At 72.0% G+C, this 17,054-nt stretch carries 20 protein-coding genes; 11 read left to right on the forward strand and 9 right to left on the reverse strand.

The window, feature by feature from the left end; genetic code table 11:
* The first annotated feature begins 21 nt into the window (after positions 1-21).
* The 6 genes from OG462_RS35200 to OG462_RS35225 all read left to right on the forward strand — a co-directional run bounded on the left by OG462_RS35200 (position 22) and on the right by OG462_RS35225 (position 5,260).
* Positions 22-1,047, forward strand: a complete 1,026-nt coding sequence (locus OG462_RS35200; protein ID WP_406064045.1) for an ABC transporter substrate-binding protein — start codon at positions 22-24, stop codon at positions 1,045-1,047.
* Positions 1,044-1,997, forward strand: a complete 954-nt coding sequence (locus tag OG462_RS35205) for an ABC transporter permease subunit (protein ID WP_406064047.1) — start codon at positions 1,044-1,046, stop codon at positions 1,995-1,997. The genes OG462_RS35200 and OG462_RS35205 overlap by 4 nt, the downstream gene beginning before the upstream one ends.
* Complete coding sequence (locus tag OG462_RS35210; RefSeq protein WP_406064049.1) at positions 1,994-2,842, forward strand: ABC transporter ATP-binding protein; 849 nt, start codon at positions 1,994-1,996, stop codon at positions 2,840-2,842. The genes OG462_RS35205 and OG462_RS35210 overlap by 4 nt, the downstream gene beginning before the upstream one ends.
* A complete protein-coding gene (locus tag OG462_RS35215; protein ID WP_406064050.1) occupies positions 2,839-3,702 on the forward strand; it encodes an ABC transporter substrate-binding protein in 864 nt (287 codons plus the stop codon). The genes OG462_RS35210 and OG462_RS35215 overlap by 4 nt, the downstream gene beginning before the upstream one ends.
* Before the next feature lie 5 nt (positions 3,703-3,707).
* Positions 3,708-4,790, forward strand: a complete 1,083-nt coding sequence (locus tag OG462_RS35220; RefSeq protein WP_406064052.1) for an LLM class flavin-dependent oxidoreductase — start codon at positions 3,708-3,710, stop codon at positions 4,788-4,790.
* A 212-nt stretch (positions 4,791-5,002) separates the two neighbouring features.
* Positions 5,003-5,260 (forward strand): WhiB family transcriptional regulator, encoded by a 258-nt coding sequence (locus OG462_RS35225; RefSeq protein ID WP_406064054.1) that lies wholly within the window; start codon positions 5,003-5,005, stop codon positions 5,258-5,260.
* Positions 5,261-5,431: 171 nt separating this feature from the next.
* On the opposite strand, the gene OG462_RS35230 is transcribed toward OG462_RS35225, so the two are convergent.
* From OG462_RS35230 to OG462_RS35240, 3 genes are all read right to left on the reverse strand, one after another.
* Complete coding sequence (locus tag OG462_RS35230) at positions 5,432-6,406, reverse strand: acyl-ACP desaturase (RefSeq protein ID WP_406064055.1); 975 nt, start codon at positions 6,404-6,406, stop codon at positions 5,432-5,434.
* Positions 6,407-6,696: 290 nt separating this feature from the next.
* On the reverse strand, positions 6,697-6,963 hold the full coding sequence (locus tag OG462_RS35235) for a hypothetical protein (RefSeq protein ID WP_406064057.1): 267 nt from the start codon (positions 6,961-6,963) through the stop codon (positions 6,697-6,699).
* A gap of 14 nt (positions 6,964-6,977) precedes the next feature.
* Complete coding sequence (locus tag OG462_RS35240; RefSeq protein WP_406064059.1) at positions 6,978-7,829, reverse strand: helix-turn-helix domain-containing protein; 852 nt, start codon at positions 7,827-7,829, stop codon at positions 6,978-6,980.
* Between the two features lie 166 nt (positions 7,830-7,995).
* Here OG462_RS35240 and OG462_RS35245 point away from each other — a divergent pair, with 166 nt between their 5' ends.
* Entirely contained in the window at positions 7,996-8,469 is a 474-nt protein-coding gene (locus OG462_RS35245) for an ATP-binding protein (protein WP_406064061.1), read from the forward strand.
* Between the two features lie 51 nt (positions 8,470-8,520).
* Here the strand turns inward: OG462_RS35245 and OG462_RS35250 are convergent, their stop codons facing one another.
* The 3 genes from OG462_RS35250 to OG462_RS35260 all read right to left on the reverse strand — a co-directional run bounded on the left by OG462_RS35250 (position 8,521) and on the right by OG462_RS35260 (position 11,513).
* Positions 8,521-10,164, reverse strand: a complete 1,644-nt coding sequence (locus OG462_RS35250; protein WP_406064063.1) for an ABC-F family ATP-binding cassette domain-containing protein — start codon at positions 10,162-10,164, stop codon at positions 8,521-8,523.
* A 285-nt stretch (positions 10,165-10,449) separates the two neighbouring features.
* A complete protein-coding gene (locus OG462_RS35255; protein WP_406064065.1) occupies positions 10,450-10,866 on the reverse strand; it encodes an SsgA family sporulation/cell division regulator in 417 nt (138 codons plus the stop codon).
* A gap of 182 nt (positions 10,867-11,048) precedes the next feature.
* Positions 11,049-11,513 (reverse strand): (4Fe-4S)-binding protein, encoded by a 465-nt coding sequence (locus OG462_RS35260; protein ID WP_406064067.1) that lies wholly within the window; start codon positions 11,511-11,513, stop codon positions 11,049-11,051.
* 76 nt (positions 11,514-11,589) lie between these two features.
* Between OG462_RS35260 and OG462_RS35265 the strand changes: the two genes are divergently transcribed.
* The gene (locus OG462_RS35265; RefSeq protein ID WP_406064069.1) at positions 11,590-12,849 is read left to right on the forward strand and encodes a WD40/YVTN/BNR-like repeat-containing protein; all 1,260 of its coding nucleotides are present in this window, start codon (positions 11,590-11,592) and stop codon (positions 12,847-12,849) included.
* Positions 12,850-12,877: 28 nt separating this feature from the next.
* Here the strand turns inward: OG462_RS35265 and OG462_RS35270 are convergent, their stop codons facing one another.
* Entirely contained in the window at positions 12,878-13,177 is a 300-nt protein-coding gene (locus tag OG462_RS35270) for a YciI family protein (protein ID WP_406064071.1), read from the reverse strand.
* 141 nt (positions 13,178-13,318) lie between these two features.
* Between OG462_RS35270 and OG462_RS35275 the strand changes: the two genes are divergently transcribed.
* Positions 13,319-14,014 (forward strand): endonuclease V, encoded by a 696-nt coding sequence (locus OG462_RS35275; RefSeq protein ID WP_406064072.1) that lies wholly within the window; start codon positions 13,319-13,321, stop codon positions 14,012-14,014.
* A gap of 88 nt (positions 14,015-14,102) precedes the next feature.
* Here OG462_RS35275 and OG462_RS35280 read toward each other — a convergent pair whose 3' ends face one another.
* The gene (locus OG462_RS35280; protein WP_406064073.1) at positions 14,103-14,996 is read right to left on the reverse strand and encodes an NAD(P)-dependent oxidoreductase; all 894 of its coding nucleotides are present in this window, start codon (positions 14,994-14,996) and stop codon (positions 14,103-14,105) included.
* Positions 14,997-15,228: 232 nt separating this feature from the next.
* Between OG462_RS35280 and mmpA the strand changes: the two genes are divergently transcribed.
* Positions 15,229-15,363: a morphogenic membrane protein MmpA gene (gene mmpA / locus OG462_RS35285; RefSeq protein ID WP_406064075.1), complete on the forward strand. Its 135-nt coding sequence runs from the start codon at positions 15,229-15,231 to the stop codon at positions 15,361-15,363.
* On the forward strand, positions 15,360-15,731 hold the full coding sequence (locus tag OG462_RS35290; protein WP_406064077.1) for a VOC family protein: 372 nt from the start codon (positions 15,360-15,362) through the stop codon (positions 15,729-15,731). Before mmpA ends, OG462_RS35290 begins: the two co-directional genes overlap by 4 nt.
* 28 nt (positions 15,732-15,759) lie before the next feature.
* On the opposite strand, the gene OG462_RS35295 is transcribed toward OG462_RS35290, so the two are convergent.
* Positions 15,760-17,001 carry a saccharopine dehydrogenase family protein gene (locus OG462_RS35295; protein ID WP_406064078.1) on the reverse strand — a complete coding sequence of 414 codons (1,242 nt, stop codon included), beginning with the start codon at positions 16,999-17,001 and terminating at the stop codon, positions 15,760-15,762.
* Positions 17,002-17,054 lie beyond the last annotated feature (53 nt).

Genomic DNA, 17,054 nt, shown 5'->3' on the forward strand with positions numbered 1-17,054 from the left:
ATCTTCCGAAGGACGACCGTCATGCGCCCAGTCACCCCGCCCGCCGCTCGCGCGGCTCTCGCGGCCGTCGCCGCACTCGCCACTCTCAGCGCCTGCGGCGGCAGCCCCGCCACGGACTCGGCCGCCGGCCAGGGCGGCGGTGGTGCGAAGGGCGCCGTCACCATCCGGATCCCGGACCCCGGGAACGCCGGCGTCCTCGCCCGTGGCAAGCAGGACGGCAGCCTCGACAGGGCTCTCGCCGCGGTCGGAGCCAAGGTGGCGTGGACCGGCAGCGCCGGTCCCTTCGCGCCCGCCGCCCAGGCGATGAACGCCGGCCGGCTCGACATCGCGACCGGCTCGATCACCTCCGGCATCACCTCCCTCTCCCAGAGCCCCGGCTTCGCCTTCTTCACCGCAACGGCCCCCGACCCCGTCGGCGAGGGCATCCTCGTCCGCGAGGGCTCGGACATCGACTCGGTCGAGGACCTCGTCGGCCGCAAGGTCGCCGTCAACAAGGGCGGCACCGGCGAGTACCTGCTCCTCAAGGCCCTCGCCAAGGCGGGTGTCCCCGCCGACAAGGTCGAACGGGTCTATCTGCGCCCCGACCAGACCGCCGCCGTCTTCAACGCCGGGCAGGTCGACGCCTGGGCCGTCTGGTCCACCTACGCCGTCGCCGAGATCGGCGCGGGCAAGGCCCGCTTCGTCGCCGACGGGACCGCCATCGGTTCCGACAACTACAGCCTCAACGCAGTCCGTTCGGGTTTCGCCAAGGACCACCCCGAGGTCGTCAAGGCGCTCTACGCCTACCTCCACGACAACAGCGCGAAGGAGAAGCGAGACCCGGCCGCCTATCTCAACGTCTTCACCGACGCGGGCCCCACCGCCGTCAACGGCAAGGCCAGGGAGGTCCAGATCTCCTTCACCGGCAAGGCCGGCACCGTCGACCCGATCAGGCCCGAGGACATCAGGCGCTTCGAGACCGTCGCGCAGTTCTACGCCGACCAGAAGGTCACTCCGCACAAGGTCGACATCGCCGACCATCTCCTCGACATCGAGAAGCTGTCATGACCGCCACCGCCTCCGAGCCGACCACCGTCGCGGAGCCGGCCCCCGCGTCCGTCAGCGAGCCGGCCACCGCCTCCGAGCCGGCCCCCGCGTCCGCCTCCGCGCCCACGAAGGCGGCACCGGCGGACGACGGCACCGCCGGACTCGTCACCCCCCGCCCCCAGGTTCGCCGTCCTCGCTCCCGTACGTACTCCCTCACCGTCCGCACCCTCGGGCCGGTCGCCCTCCTCGCCCTCTGGTGGACCTCCTCGGCCACCGGGCTCCTCACTCCCGACGTGCTTGCGTCACCCTCCCAAGTGATCGACGCGGTAGCGGAGTTGTGGGGCAACGGGCAGCTGTCCGACGCGCTCGCCACCTCCCTCACCCGCTCGGGGATCGGGCTCGTCATCGGTCTCGCCGCCGGACTCACCCTCGGCATCACCACCGGCTTCACCCGGCTCGGTGACGAGCTGCTCGACTCCTCGCTCCAGACCCTCCGCACCATCCCCTTCCTCTCCCTCGTCCCGCTCTTCATGGTCTGGTTCGGGATCAACGAGACCGCGAAGATCCTGCTCATCGCGGTCGCGACCACTTTCCCGATGTACGTCTCCACCAGCGGGGGCGTCCGCAACACCGACCGCAAGCTCGTCGAGGCCATGCGCAGCTTCGGGCTCGGCCGGCTCGCGATCGTCCGCCAGGTCGTCCTCCCCGGCGCCCTGCCCTCGCTCCTCGCCGGGCTGCGGCTCTCCATGACGCTGAGTGTCATCGCGCTCATCGCCGCCGAGGAGATCAACGCCACCGAAGGCATCGGCTATCTGATGTCCCAGGCCCAGAGCTACGCCCGTACCGACATCCTCGCCGTCTGCATCCTCGTCTACGGTCTGCTCGGCCTCACCGCCGACGTCCTCGTCCGCGGCCTGGAGCGGGTCCTCATGCCCTGGCGCACGGCCGGCCCCGGGGGAGGAGCCCGATGACCACGTCCACGACGTCCCCTCCGGCGGCGGTACGCGTGCGAGGTCTGCGTCGGGTCTTCGGTACCCGACCCGTCCTCGACGGTCTCGAACTGACTCTCGCTCGCGGCGAGTTCCTCGCCCTTCTCGGTGCGAGCGGCAGCGGAAAGACGACGCTGCTCCGCATCCTCGGCGCCCTCGACGGCGCCGACGGGGGAGAGGCCCTCGTCCCCGAGGCCCGCACCGTCGTCTTCCAGGAACCCCGGCTCATCCCCTCCAAGAAGGTCCTCGCCAATGTGACCGTCGGTCTCCCGCGCGGCGCCGCGACCCGGGCGACCGGTCTGCGGGCCCTCGCCGAGGTCGGTCTCGAACGTCACGCCGACGCCTGGCCGGCCACGCTCTCCGGCGGCGAGGCCCAGCGGGTCGCCCTCGCCCGGGCCCTGGTCCGCGAGCCCGAACTCCTGCTCCTCGACGAGCCGTTCGCCGCGCTCGACGCTCTGACACGGCTCCGGATGCAGGACCTGGTCGGCGAGCTGCGCCGGATCCATCGCCCGGCCGTGCTGCTCGTGACGCACGACGTCGACGAGGCCGTACGCCTCGCCGACCGGGTCGCGGTCCTGCGCGACGGCCGGCTGGTCACCGACGAGCCCGTCACCGTGGCCCGCCCCCGCGACCCGGGCGACCCGGCCTTCGTCGCCCTGCGCCGCCGCCTCCTCGCCGATCTCGGCGTCCACGCTCCCGAGGAATCTCCCGAATCCGCCACCGAGCCCAGCCCCGAACCGGCCCCCGAGCCCAGTCCTGGTCCCGCCGCCGATCCCGCCCCCGAATCCACCCCCGCATCCGTCCCTCTCGAAGGAGCGTCCGCATGAGCGTCGTCATCGGTGTCCACCGCAGCAACCCCTCCCTCTACCACCTCTCCCGGCTCGGTTATGCCGAGGAGGAGCTGGCCGCGCTCGGCGAGACCGTGACCTGGCACCCGTACACCGACGGCGTCCGCACCGGCGCCCATCTCGCCGACGGCACCATCGACTTCGGCGGCACCGGGTCCACCCCGCCCGTCACCGCACAGGCCGCGGGCCACGACATCGTCTACACCGCCGTTTCGGCGCCCCGTCCCGACCACGGCGCCCTCCTCGTCCCCGAGGACAGTCCGGTCCACACCGTCGCCGACCTCAAGGGCGGCACCGTCCACCTGGCCATCGGCTCCTGGCAGACCCATCTCGTGGCCAAGGCCCTGGACGACGCGGGCCTCTCGTACGCCACCGACATCACCCCCGTGCGCGCCGGCTCGGACAGCGAGGAGAAGCTCCGTACCGGCGCGATCACCGCCTGGGTCGCCCAGGGCGCCGAGCTCGCCGCCGCGCGACGCACCGGCGGCCTGCGCACCCTGGTTCGTACCGGCGAGGTCATCACCGACCGGTCCGTCTTCTTCACCCGCCGCGACCTCGCCGAGCAGCGGCCCGAGGTGGTCGAGGCGCTCACCCGGGCGCTCCGGCGGGCCGACGCCTGGGCCGCCGCGCACTCGCGCGAGGCCGCCGAGATCGCCGCCGCCGACCAGGGCGGCACGGTCGACGACTGGGAGACCGCGCTGCGCGCCCTGCCCTGGACGATCGAGGAGGTCGGCGAGGAGTTCGTCGCCGAGCAGCAGCAGGCGGCGGACATCTTCCACCGCACCGGATTCATCGACCGCGCGATCACCGTCGCCGACGCCCTGCCCCGGAAGGCCTGACCCTCATGACCTCCCCGGCACCCGAAGTCCTCTGGTACATCATCCCGCGCGAAGGCGCCTATCCGTGGGAGCCGGCGGGCCGCCGCCCCGTCGATCTCGGCTATCTCACGCAGCTCGCCGGGACCGTCGAACGCCTCGGCTACAGCGGTGCGTTGCTCGCGACCGACCTCTACGACGTGTGGCCGCTCGGGTCGGCGCTCGCGGCCGCCACGAGCACCCGGTTCAAGCCCCTGCTCGCCGTCCACCCGGGTCTGATCGCGCCGACCCTGCTCGCCAAGATGGCGCTGAGTTTCGACAACCTGTTCGGTGGGCGGCTCCGCTTCAACGTGGTCAACGGATCGACCGCGTCCCTGCGCGAGTACGGGCTCCACGTCGAGCACGACGAGCGGTACGAACTGAGCGCCGAGTACTGGTCGATCGTGAAGCGGCTCACGGCGGGCGAGGTCTTCGACCACAAGGGCCGCTTCTACGAACTCAAGGGCGCCGGCGCCTCGTTCCGCGATCTTCGGCCCGTCCAGGAGCCGCACGTCCCGCTCTGGTTCGGCGGGTCCTCGGCGCCCGGCGTCGAGATGGCGGCCGAGCACGTCGACGTGTACCTCACCTGGGGCGAGCCTCCGCACCTGCTGAAGGAGAAGCTCGACCACGTCAGGGCCCGGGCCGCCGCCCACGGCCGTACCCTCCGCATCGGCCTGCGCCTCCACCTCATCGTCCGTGACACCGAGGACGAGGCCTGGGCGGCGGCCGACCGCCTCCTTGACGTCACCAGCGAGGCGACGTACGCGCGGCAGCTCGGTGAGCGGGCGGGGGAGGACGGTGTGGGCTGGCAGCGCCAGTTCCGCCAACACGGCGGCAAGGTGCCGGCCAGGGCGCGTGAACTGGAGACGTACCCGAACCTGTGGCCCGGCATGGGCCTGTTCCGGCCCGGCCCGGGAACGGCGCTGGTCGGCTCCACGGCCCAGGTCGTGGAGCGGCTCAAGGAGTATCAGGACCTGGGCGTGGACACGTTCATCCTGTCCGGGAACCCGCTCCTGGAGGAGGCGTACCGGGTCGCCGAAACGGTCCTCCCGGCGTTGGGTGTCGCTCGCTGAGGTCGGAGCCGGTCCTGATCCTCGCCGGAGCCGCCGAAGAAGGCGGCCCGCCCGTCATGGACGGAGACGACCGGCGCGTCGAAGGGGCGGGCGTCGCCACCGGGCTCCGGAGCGTCTTCGGTGAGCGTCCGGCCTCGTGACAAACCCTTTCGGCGCGCCGCATTGATCGAACGTTGATGGCCCGTTTACGCCCCTCCGGCAGTGTCTACGGCATGCAGACCGACACGACCGTACTGACCGCACCGGAGCCCGACATGTCCTGGCAGGAGACCGCTCTGTGCGCCCAGGCCGGACCGGAGTTCTTCTTCCCGGCGCCCGGCTCCTCCACCCGCGAGGCCAAGCAGCTGTGCGGCGCCTGCGAGGGGCGGGTGGCGTGCCTGGAGTACGCGCTGAGCAACGACGAGCGGTTCGGCGTGTGGGGCGGGCTCTCCGAGAAGGAGCGGTTCCGCCTCAAGCGCCGAGCGGGTTGAGCGGGCGCGCGGACGCCTCGGCGCGGGGGTACGAGGGGTCCGGGGGCGCAGCAGGACGGGCGCGGCAGCTGATCACAGCCTGCCGCGCCCGTCTCGTGTCGTCGCTCGCGACCGGAGGGTCGCTCAGCCGGTCGTCCGTTCGGTCGTCCGGCCGGTTGCCCGGTCCGTCGCTCAGCCGGCCGCGCGCGCGGCCATGCGGGCCTTGCGGGCGGCGAGCTTCTCGTCGAACTTGCTCGCCTCGGAGTCCAGACCGTTCAAGTACAGACCCAGCTCCTCCTGTGCCTGCAGCCCCTCCGGCCCGAGGCCTTCGATCTGGAGGACCTTGAGGAAGCGCAGGACCGGCTGGATGACGTCGTCGTGGTGGATGCGCATGTTGTAGATCTCGCCGATCGCCATCTGCGCCGCCGCCCGCTCGAAGCCGGGCATGCCGTGTCCGGGCATCCGGAAGTTGACCACGACGTCCCGCACGGCCTGCATGGTCAGGTCGGGAGCCATCTCGAAGGCCGCGCCGAGCAGGTTGCGGTAGAAGACCATGTGCAGGTTCTCGTCGGTGGCGATACGGGCCAGCATCCGGTCGCAGACGGGGTCGCCGGACTGGTGGCCGGTGTTGCGGTGCGAGATGCGGGTGGCGAGCTCCTGGAACGCGACGTAGGCCACGGAGTGCAGCATCGAGTGGCGGTTGTCGGACTCGAAGCCCTCGCTCATGTGCGCCATCCGGAACTGCTCCAGCTTGTCCGGGTCGACGGCGCGCGAGGCGAGCAGGTAGTCGCGCATCACGATGCCGTGCCTGCCCTCCTCGGCGGTCCAGCGGTGCACCCAGGTGCCCCAGGCGCCGTCGCGGCCGAAGAGGCTGGCGATCTCGTGGTGGTAGCTGGGGAGGTTGTCCTCGGTGAGCAGGTTGACGACGAGCGCGATCTTGCCGATCTCGGTCACCTTGGACTGCGCCGGGTCCCAGGCCTCCCCGTCCTCGAAGAAGCCGGGGAAGTTACGGGCGTCGGACCACGGGACGTACTCGTGCGGCATCCAGTCCTTGGTGACCTTGAGGTGCCGGTTGAGCTCCTTCTCCACGACCTCTTCCAGCGCGTAGAGCAGCCGCGCATCGGTCCACCCTGTCGAGCTGCCGAGGTGGGGAGAGGTGAGCGTCACGGGGACTCCTGGGGACGGAGGAGGGCATACGGGCATACCTACGGATTCGTAGGTTACGAGACCGTAGGTTAAGGCTCCGTAAGGCGTCGGCCAAGCCCGTCCTGGCGATGTCCGGTTACGTTCCGTTATGTGCGCTGCTCTGGTGGGGTGCCGGAGACGCAGGTCACGTCCTGATGGCTGTTCGACGGTCGTGCGGCCGACTACGCAGAGCAGATACCCGGCGGCTCGGTGCAGTCGGTCGGCGCCCGAAGCGGATGGCGCTCCGGTGGGAGCGGAGGCCGGTCGTCCGGTCAGAGCAGGTGGTCGGCAGCGCCGGCCTTCACCGCGGAGATCAGCGCCCGCAGCGCCTCCACCGAGTCGCTGACGTACGCGCCGGGGGTCAGGGTCGAGCCGATGTAGGCCCGGCCCGTGTCGTCGAGGCCGAATCGGAAGCAGTTGGCGCCCTCGCTGCAGAAGGCCTCGTCCCAGTCGATCTCGACGGTGGGGTTGGCGGACCGGGGTGCGACGGGGGCGCCGGCGGCGGCAGGGGTGAGGGCGGTGGAGGTCGTGAGGTTCATGGCGTGGGGGTCCTTCACAGTTCCTGGGCGACGGTGCGGACGAACGCGCGTGAGTCTTCCGTGGACAGGGCGAGCGCGCGCAGTCGGTCCAACAGGCCTCGGTATCGGCGCAGTTGCATGTCGGCATCGAGGAGGAGGGAACCGTGGGAGGAGTCGAGCTGCACGGTGTCGAGCTGTGCCACGGGCGCGGCCACATAGGTGAACGACTGGCCCGCTCCGGGGAAACCCCCCGCGGTGAAGGGGATGACGCGCACGGACACCGTGTCCAGCTCGGAGTGCGCCAGGATGTGCTCCAGTTGCTCCCTGGCGACCTTCGGTCCGCCGAACTGCATGCGCAGTGCCGCCTCGTGGATCACCGCCTCGTACGGGACGGGCCGGTCCCGGTCGAGGACTTCCTGGCGGCGGAGCCGGAGGGCGAGCCGGGCCTCCAGGTCGGGTCCCGGCAGTGGGGGGACGGCGGTGTCGAAGACGGCCCGCGCGTGCTCCTCGGTCTGCAGGAGGCCCGGGATGTGTGTGGTGACGGCGGTGTGCAACTCCCGGGCGTGGTACTCCAGTTCCGCGATGTCGATGAGCGCGGGCGGCAGCAGCCCGCGGTGCTCCTCCCACCAGCCGCGGTCCCGCTCGTGGGCCATGGCGGCGAGGAGGTCGACGAGTCCGGTGTCCGGGCAGCCGTAGTTGAAGGCGAGGGTGCGGACGCGCTCGGCGCTGATGCCGAAGCGGCCCGACTCGATGTTCGGGATGCGGGTGCGGTCGACGCCCAGGAGGGCGGCGGCCTGCTGGGCCGACATCCCCGATTGTTCGCGCAGTCTGCGCAGCTCGCTCCCGAGTCGCTGCTGTCGCGCGGTCGGGCTGCTCCTGGGTGGCACGCTCGCTCTCCCCTTCGTCACGTGACGCCGTTATGGCCGGAATGGCACAAGTACCCGCAAGTAGTAGCACTGTGCTCCGCTTGTGCGCTACGGTCGGTAGCGCCAGTCTCACACGGGGCTACCGACCGTGTGGAGGGACCCCCATGCACCCCCATGCACAGGAAATGTGAGCAACCCGATGAAGGGCGCCCTGCGTTGCCTCCCGTCCGCCGTCGCGGCCGGGCCCATACCTCCCGCCACGGAGAACCTCAGCTACTCGATGCTCCTCCCAGGAGGCGCCTACTGTGCCGGACTCGCGCGCCGGTCGATCGAGTCACTCCTCGACCGGCACGGCCTCGACGACCTCGGTGAGACCGCCGCCCTCGCCGCCTCCGAACTCGTCGCCGCCGCCTACCGGTTCACCCCCGACCGGGAGATGATCCTGCGCGTCCGATGGCAGTACGAGGCGCTCCGGATCGTGTTGTACGACCAGCATCCGGCCCACAACTCACCCACCGAGGCCGAGGGATGCCGCGACCGCCGCAGCCGCAGCATGTGGCTGCTGGCCGCGGCGGTCGACGCGCACGGAGGGGACTGGGGACTCGCCCCCGTCCTCACCCCCGGCGGCGGCACGAAATCCTGGGCGTTACTCCACCGCTAGGGGGTGTCCCGCCGATCATGGCCGGGGCCGCGGCCGGGGCCTGATCCAGTCCTATCGAGGGCTCGGCGCCGTCCCCCGTACCTCCTCCTCCGTCGTCGGCCGCAGCTCACCGTCGAGCAGCAGCCAACGGGTGATCCCGAGCGACTCCAGGAACGTCACGTCGTGGCTCGCCACGATCAGCGCCCCCTCGTACGCGTCGAGGGCCGCCGTCAGCTTCCGTACCGATGCCATGTCCAGGTTGTTCGTCGGCTCGTCCAGCATCAGCAGCTGTGGAGCCGGCTCCGCGAGGAGCAGCGCCGCGAGCGTCGCCCGGAACCGCTCTCCGCCCGAGAGGGTGCCGACGGGCTGATCCGCCCGCGCACCCCGGAACAGAAACCGTGCGAGCCGTGCCCTGATCGCGTTCCCCGTCGCCGTGGGCGCGAACCGGGCCACGTTCTCCACCACACTCAGCGCGTCGTCGAGGGCATCGAGCCGCTGTGGCAGGAAGCGGAGCGGCACCCGCGCCTCCGTCTCGCCCGCCAGCGGCTCGAGCTCCCCGGCGATCGTCCGCAGCAGCGTCGTCTTCCCGGCGCCGTTCCTGCCGACCAGCGCGATCCGCTCCGGACCGCGCAACTCGAACTCGCCGGCCACCCGGGCCCCGTACCGCAGCTCCAGGTTCCGCAGGAACAGCACCTCGCGGCCCGGCGGCACGGACGTGCGCGGCAGCTCGACGCGGATCTCGTCGTCGTCCCGCACCGCCTCCACGGCCGCGTCGAGTCGCTCCCGGGCGTCCGAGAGGCGCTCCGTGTGCAGCGCCCGGTGCTTGCCCGCCGAGACCTGGGCCTCGCTCCTGCGGTTGTTCGCGACGATCTTCGGAACGACCTTGTTCTCGAAGCTCTTCTGCCCGTACCGCTTCCGGCGGGCCAACTTCATCTGGGATTCGGCGAGTTCGCGTTTCTGTCGCTGAACGTCCGCCTCGGCGACGCGTACCATCCGCTCCGCCGCGTCCTGTTCGGCGGCGAGCGCCGCCTCGTAGTCGGACCAGGCGCCGCCGTACCAGGCGACGGAACCGTCCCGCAGATCGGCGATCTGGTCGACGCGCTCCAGGAGTTCACGGTCGTGGCTGACCACGACCAGGACACCGGACCAGTTCTCCACCGCCTCGTACAGCCGCGCGCGGGCGTGCCGGTCCAGATTGTTGGTCGGCTCGTCGAGGAGCAGGACGTCGGGCCGGGCCAGCAGCAGCGCGGCCAGGCGCAGCAGGACGGACTCGCCGCCCGACACCTCGCCGACGGTCCGGTCGAGACCGACGGCGCCGAGCCCGAGCTGGTCGAGGGTGGCACGGGCCCGCTCCTCCACGTCCCAGTCGTCGGCGAGGGCGGTGAAGTGCTCCTCCGCCGGGTCGCCCGCCTCGATGGCGTGCAGGGCGGCCCGCTTCGCGGCGATGCCGAGGATGCCGTCCACCCGCCGGGACGTGTCCAGAACCAGGTTCTGGGGCAGGTAGCCGAGCTCGCCGGTCACCTGGACCGTGCCGGAGGCCGGGGTCAGTTCGCCGGCGATCAGCCTCAGGAGCGTGGACTTGCCGGAGCCGTTGACCCCGACGAGCCCGGTGCGGCCGGGGCCGACCGTGAGCCGGAAGTCGTCGAGGACCTCGGTGCCGTCGGGCCAGGAGAAGGAGAGTGAGGTGCAGGTGATGAACGTGGGGTGATGCGCCATGGAGGCCTCCCGGATGCGTGAGCGCAGGCGTGACGTGATGCGACGCGTGGAGACACCGAGGCGCGGGCTGTCTGTCGTAAGAACGGCTCGTACGCCGAGGTCGAGAACGGCACACGCGGCACAGGGGGCACGCGCGGCGCGGTGTCTCGCAACCTCAGACGAGCAACGTCCTTCTCCGATCAGACGACGACTTGGTCGGTATGAACCGTAGACCGGGGCGCGGGAGGGCGGCAAACGAATTACGGATCGACCCGTGGGCGACCCGGGATCGGGCGCCGGCGGGTGCTACGGATGGTCGCGCAGCAGTTCCGCCAGATCCTGGTCCCAGTCCAGGTACTGGTGCTCGCGCCCGGCCGGCACCAGGTGCTGCGAGCGCTCCAGGAAGAGGCGCAGTTCCGAGGTCCGGACGTGGACCATGGCCACCCCCTCCGGGGCGTGGAACTCGACCACCGTGCGGTCGTACCCGTACGGACGGAGGCGCACGTCCCCGACCCCGGCGGGGCGCTCGACACCCTGGACGAGCAGCTCCCGCGCGAAGGCCCAGGAGACCTCGACGCCCTCCAGGGTCGCCGGAGGCGGGAAGGCCATGCTCACGGCGTACGGGTCCTCGCGGTCGTACCGCAGGGTGGCGGGGACGGTCTCCATCCGCGGAGCGGATGCGACCAGTCGGGCCTGGACGGCCTGCTCGATGACGGCGGACAAGACAGGCTCCTTTCACACGGGTTTCGGATCCTGTGCGTCTCCCCGACACCAGGGCACCTGACACCTGACAAGACGAGCGGAGCGGCCGGAACGTGCACTCGGGACCCACGTGACCTGCGTCACCGCACGCGCACGGCGGCGCGCGGACGCGATCGGCGCAGGTCGGCGCAGGTCAGCGCGGGTCAGCGCTGTTCGGGGACGTCGTCCTCCGGTTCGGCGCAGGGGCCGGAGTGGTCGCAGTACGGCTGGTTTCCCGAGGCTCCGCAGCCGCAGAGCATCACCCGTGTCTCGTTCCGGTCGCCGTACGCACCGCTCACGAGCAGGTCCCCGCGCATCACGAGCTGGCCGGACGGCGTGCGGCGGACGGACGTGGGGGAGTCCGGGTGCTCGACGGAGCCGTCCGCCGGGTGGTACTGCAGCGCCCCGGAGGGACAGCGGCGGACGACCTCCGCCACCAGACCCGCCTCGGCCGCGTCGGGCAGCACCCACGGACGCCGGGAGAGATCGAAGACCTCGGGCAGGCCGTGCACGCACTCGGCCGCGTGAAGACAGCGCCGCGGCTCGAAGGTGACGGTGATGCCCTCGCCCTCGTACTCCTTGAGCTTCGGCTTCTCGTCGGGCGCCCGCTCGTTCGTACGGTCGGTCATGGCATCCAGCCTAGGAACGCCCGGCGGGGGACGCACCCTGGACGGGGAGCGGTCGGGGGTACTAGCTTCCGGCGCCATGACGTCCATGGGGAAGACGAGAAGAATGATGTCGGTGGGGCTGATCGGGGCGGCGCTCGCGCTGACCCTGGCCGCCCCGGCGCGGGCCGGGGAGACCCCCGCGGCAGCGACCGACGGGCAGCCGATACCGACGGGCACGGCCGACACCGCCCGGCGAGGAACACCGGCCGACAGGGTCCCGACCGATTCGACGGCGGCGACGGATACAACGGCGGCGACGGAAACGACGGCGGCGGCGAGGGATACGACAGCGGCGACGGACATGACGGCGACCGACACGGCGGCGGCGGGCTGGCAGCTGACGCCGACCGGTACCGACGCCCGCTTCCGCGGGCTCGCGCCCGTCGACCGCCGGACCGCCTGGGCAGCGGGCTCCAAGGGCACGGTGCTGCGCACCACCGACGGCGGCCGGAGCTGGCGAAACGTCTCGCCGCCGGGCGCGGCCGAGCTGGAGTTCCGCGACGTGGAGGCCTTCGACACCCGCCGGGCCGTCGTCCTCGCCATCGGGGAGGGCGAGGCCTCGCGCGTGCTGCGCACCGAGGACGGTGGCGCCACCTGGACCGAGTCCTTCCGCAACACCGACCCGCGCGCCTTCTACGACTGCATGACCTTCTTCGACCGCCGGCACGGACTCGCCATGAGCGACCCGGTCGACGGGAAGTACCGCATCCTCTCCACCCGCGACGGCGGCCGCTCCTGGCAGGTACTGCCGAGCGCCGGGATGCCGGACGCGCTCCCCGGTGAGGCGGGCTTCGCGGCGAGCGGCCAGTGCCTGGTGTCGGCCGGTCCGCGTGACGTGTGGCTGGCGACGGGCGGCGGGGCCACCGCGCGCGTGCTCCACTCCGCCGACCGGGGGCTGACCTGGACCGCCACCGTCTCCCCGATCCCGGCGGGGGACCCGGCCCGGGGGGTCTTCGGCCTCGCCTTCCGCGACCGCGCGCACGGCATCGCCGTCGGCGGCGACTACCGCAAGGACCAGCCGTCCCCGCAGGCCACCGCCGTCACGCGGGACGGGGGCCGCACCTGGCGTGCCTCGGCCACGCCGCCGCCCGCGTACCGCTCCGGTGTCACCTGGCTTCCGCACAGCAGGAACGCGGCGCTCGCCGTCGGCCCGACCGGCACGGACCTCACCACCGACGGCGGCCGCACCTGGCGCACGGTCGACACCGGCTCGTACGACACGGTGGACTGCACGCCCGACGGCTCCTGCTGGGCGGCGGGCGAGAAGGGCAGGATCGCCCGACTGGTCCGCCAGTAGCAGGAGGGACGGTCAGCAGGAAGGACCGTCAGGAGGGAAGCTGCTCCCGGTACGCGGCGAGTCCCTCGGCCGTCTTGGTCGCGTAGAACTCCGTGATCCGGTACGCGCACACGCCCTCGGCGCTGAACGGGTCGGCCGCCGCGATCTTCTCGATCTCCGTGCGGTCGACCCCGGCGGCCAGGATCACGCCGCCGTCGCGCGGGTTCTTGCGCCCCGAGGCGACGAAGACGCCGGCGGCGTACTGCGCGTCGAGCCACTCGATGTGCGCGTCGAGCAGCGCGTCCACGCGCTCGACGGGCGCGGTGTAGGTCAATTCCAGTACGAACATGATCGTCAGGCTACCGGGCGCGGCCCGGACGCCGGTGGCCCCGTCCCAGCCCCCGGACGCGGCCCGGGAGGCCCCGCCCAGCGGTTTCCGCGACACAGCTCTGGGTGCGGGTCGGCGGCCGAACATAGGGTGGCCCGCATCATGACGATCATCGAGATTCCGGCGGGCTGGCCCGCCGACGAGACTGCGGCCCGCGCTGTCCAGCAGGAGCTGTGCGGACGGCTCGTACGCGACGAGGAGGGGCCGGCGGTCGGTGAAGGGCATGTCACCGGGCTCGACGTGGCCTACGACGACGAGCGCGATCTCGTCGCCGCCGCGGCCGTCGTCCTCGACGCGCGGACCCTGGAGGTGGTGGAGCAGGCCACGGCGGTCGGCCGGGTCTCCTTCCCGTACGTCCCCGGGCTGCTCGCCTTCCGGGAGATCCCGACGGTCCTCGCCGCGCTCGACCACCTGACCGCCGACCCCGGCCTGCTCGTCTGCGACGGCTACGGCCTCGCCCACCCCCGCCGCTTCGGCCTCGCCAGCCACCTCGGGGTGCTCACGGGCCGGCCGTCGATCGGGGTCGCGAAGAACCCGTTCACCTTCACGTACGAGCAACCCGGCTCAGAGCGCGGTGACTTCGCCCCACTCCTGGCCGCCGGCGAGGAGGTGGGACGGGCCCTGCGCACCCGGGCCGGGGTGAAGCCGGTGTTCGTCTCCGTCGGCCACCGGGTCTCGCTGGCCAACGCCTGCGCCCACACCCTCCACCTCACCCCCCACTACCGCATCCCCGAGACCACCCGCCACGCGGACTCCCTGTGCCGCCGCGCACTGAAGGAGGCACTCGGCGAGGTCTGAGCCGGCTGGCGAGGGCGCCGAGGGCGGTCGTCAGGTCTCGGTCTTCCGCGTCTCCGTGCGTTCAGCAGGCGGCGTCGTCCACCCGTACTCACCGCTTCCTGAAGTATTCGATCAGACGCGAGTAGCTGTCATCGGCATGACCGTCCTCCACGGCCCTGTTCACCAGGTCGAGGGTGTAGCCGGGGAATTCGACGTCGATGTTCCGCGCCCGGCTCTCGCGGACCAGGTCCTCGACCGAGGGGCGATGGTGCTGGAGCGCTCCGTACGGCGTCGCGTACTCGCCACGGTCGATCTCGTCGGCGATCACCGGGAGGGACGACAGCAGAGCGGCAACGGATGCGCCGGCGTCGTCCAGGAACCGCTTCACCCCGATGCCCTCGCTGGACAGCAGCGCAGCCGCGTGCAGGAATCCGTTGAGCGCGCCCCACATCGTGCCGTGCACGGCCATCCCGTACAGGGCCGGCACCCCGGCGTCGGCCGAGATCAGCGTTCCCCGGCCACCGAGGAGCCGGAGCGTGGGATGAAACCGGTGGAACACGGCGTCGGAACCGCCGTAGAAGATCACCGTCTCCGCTCCGCCGATGCCGGGAGCGATCGTCATGATCTGCCCGTGGAGGTACTGAGCGCCCTGATCCTCGACCCACTCGGCCATGGACCTGGCCTCTGCCGATGTCCCGTCCGTGAGGTTGAGTACGGACCGGCCGGAGAGCGCGTCGCCCGACGATTCCAGAACCGCGCGGGCCGTCGCGTCGCCCTTCACGCTGACGACCACGAGAGGACTGGCGGCAACGGCGTCACGGACGGTCGCGGACCACTCGGCCCCCTTGGCGACCAGGCGATCGGCCTTCTCCGGCGTACGGTTCCACACCGTGGTCCGGTGCCCGCCGTCCAGGAACGCGTCGGCGAGTGCGAAGCCCATCTCGCCCAGACCGGTCACGGTCACGGCCGGCTGGGCATCGGTTCGTGCTGAGACAGTGTTCATCGAATAGCCCGCTTCCCGGTCGCAGTGGTCCAGCCCGTCCATGGCCGCCACAGGTGGTGCGCGAAACGCTAGAACCTGAACCGAAGTTGAGGTCAAGCGGATCTCACCCGCCCGCGTCCGGAGAGGGTTCAGAAGATCGAGCACGAAAGCCGACCCTCCGTCAGAGGGCGAGCTGACCAGCTGAGTACCTGTACGGATACCGGGCGGTGCGGACGACCGGCAGAGTGGGGGCATGACAACACCCCTTTCCGTTTCGCCGCGTTCCACCGGGCGCGGCCTGAACCTGATCCTCGACGGGGGCGCTCCGGTCGCCCTGGCCTGGGTCTGCGCCATGCTGTACGTTCTCGCCGCCTGGGCCCTGGTGTGATCGGGCGTCTGCGGTGCCTCGTTCTGGATTGCCCGGATGCCCGGGAACTCGCCGAGTTCTACCAGCAGTTGATAGGCGGCGAGGTGGACAGCCCCGAACCCCGGTGGGCCGTCGGGGAGGGGTCCGCCGTGTTGCGTGGTGACGGCGGTCCCGTCCTCGCCTTCCAGGGTGTGGCCGATCACCGGCCGCCCGTCTGGGGTGCGCCCGAGCAGCAGTTCCACCTCGACGTGCGGGTCGACGACCTGGATGTCGCCCACGAGGCCGTCCTCGCCCTCGGGGCCGAACCGCTCGACGACGGCGGTGGCGACGCGGCCTGGCGTGTCTACGCCGACCCGGCCGGTCACCCCTTCCGTCTCGTACGGCCCTGATTCCTCCCGTACCGTCGGCCCGCGCCGCTCAGCCTCGGTGCGCCACCCTGAAGCGGATGCCCGCCGCCCGGAGCCGGTCGATGAGCGCGTCGCCCATCGCCACCGCCGTCGTCACCTGGCCCGACGTCTTCGGCAGCGGGTCGAAGGCGAGGCTGAGGGCCGACTCGGCGAGCATCTTGGCCGTCTCGTCGTACCCCGGGTCACCGCCCGACACCTCGGTGAACACCCGGCGTCCGCCGCCCTCGCCGACGAAGCGCACCGAGAACCAACTCCGCGCGCGTCGCTCGGCGGACGGGCCCTGGCCCGCCTGGTATCGCTCCATCAGCCACGCGCGGAACGGCGGGAGTTGGGCCGCAGCGACGCCCGCGCCGACGGCCGCTGCGCCGCCGAGGGCCATGGGGAGCGTCTTCACGGAGGCGTAGTGCCGGTAGCGGAAGTCGGGCCCGTACCGGTCGAGGGCCGCCGCCGAGCGGGCCACGACCTGCGGGTCGAGCGTCGGCAGCGGCAGCGCCCAGGTCCCGGTCTCCCGGCTGAACCGCGGTCCGCCCAGCGGCGCACGGGCGCGTCGGCTCACCAACCTCGGTTCGTGCAGCCGCCGTTCGTGCGCCGCCCGCAGGATCTCCCGGCCCCGGCCGAACGCGGTCAGCGCGGACGCGAAGGTGCCACCGGAGAACTGCGCCCCGGCCCGGACGAATCCGTCCACCCGGAGCGGGACGTCCTCCGGGAGCTGCTGGACGGTGAAGTACACGCCAAGGTCGTGCGGGACGGAGTCGAAGCCGCAGGCGTGCACGATCCGGGCGCCGGTCTCCCGGGCGCGCGCGTCGTGCCGTACATACGTCAGGTCGACGAACTCGGCCTCGCCGGTCAGGTCCAGATAGTCCGTGCCCGCCTCGGCGCACGCGCCGACGAGCCCGTCGCCGTACCAGACGTAGGGGCCGACCGTCGTGGCCACGACCCGTGCGGACTCGGCGAGTTCGCGCAGCGAACCGGGGTCGGCGGCGTCGGCGACGACCAGCGGCAGCTCGGCGCAGTGCGGCCACCGGGCGGCGAGCCGTTCGCGCAGGGCCGTGAGTCCGGCCCGGTTGCGCCCCGCGAGCGCCCAGCGGCACTCCGCCGGGGCGTGTCCGGCCAGATACTCGGCGGTGAGCTCGCCCACGAATCCGGTCGCCCCGAAGAGGACCACGTCGTATCGCCCGGACCCGCTCTCCGGGCCGGTGCCGCCCTGCGGCTCCGTCCCGGCCCCGCGCCCCGCGCCCGCCCCTGTGTCCATCCAGCCCCTCATTTCGGCCGTACCGCGCCGCCGTGCGCGGTTGTCGTCGTCGG

The organism is Streptomyces sp. NBC_01077 (assembly GCF_045162855.1).
Taxonomy (GTDB): Bacteria; Actinomycetota; Actinomycetes; order Streptomycetales; family Streptomycetaceae; genus Streptomyces.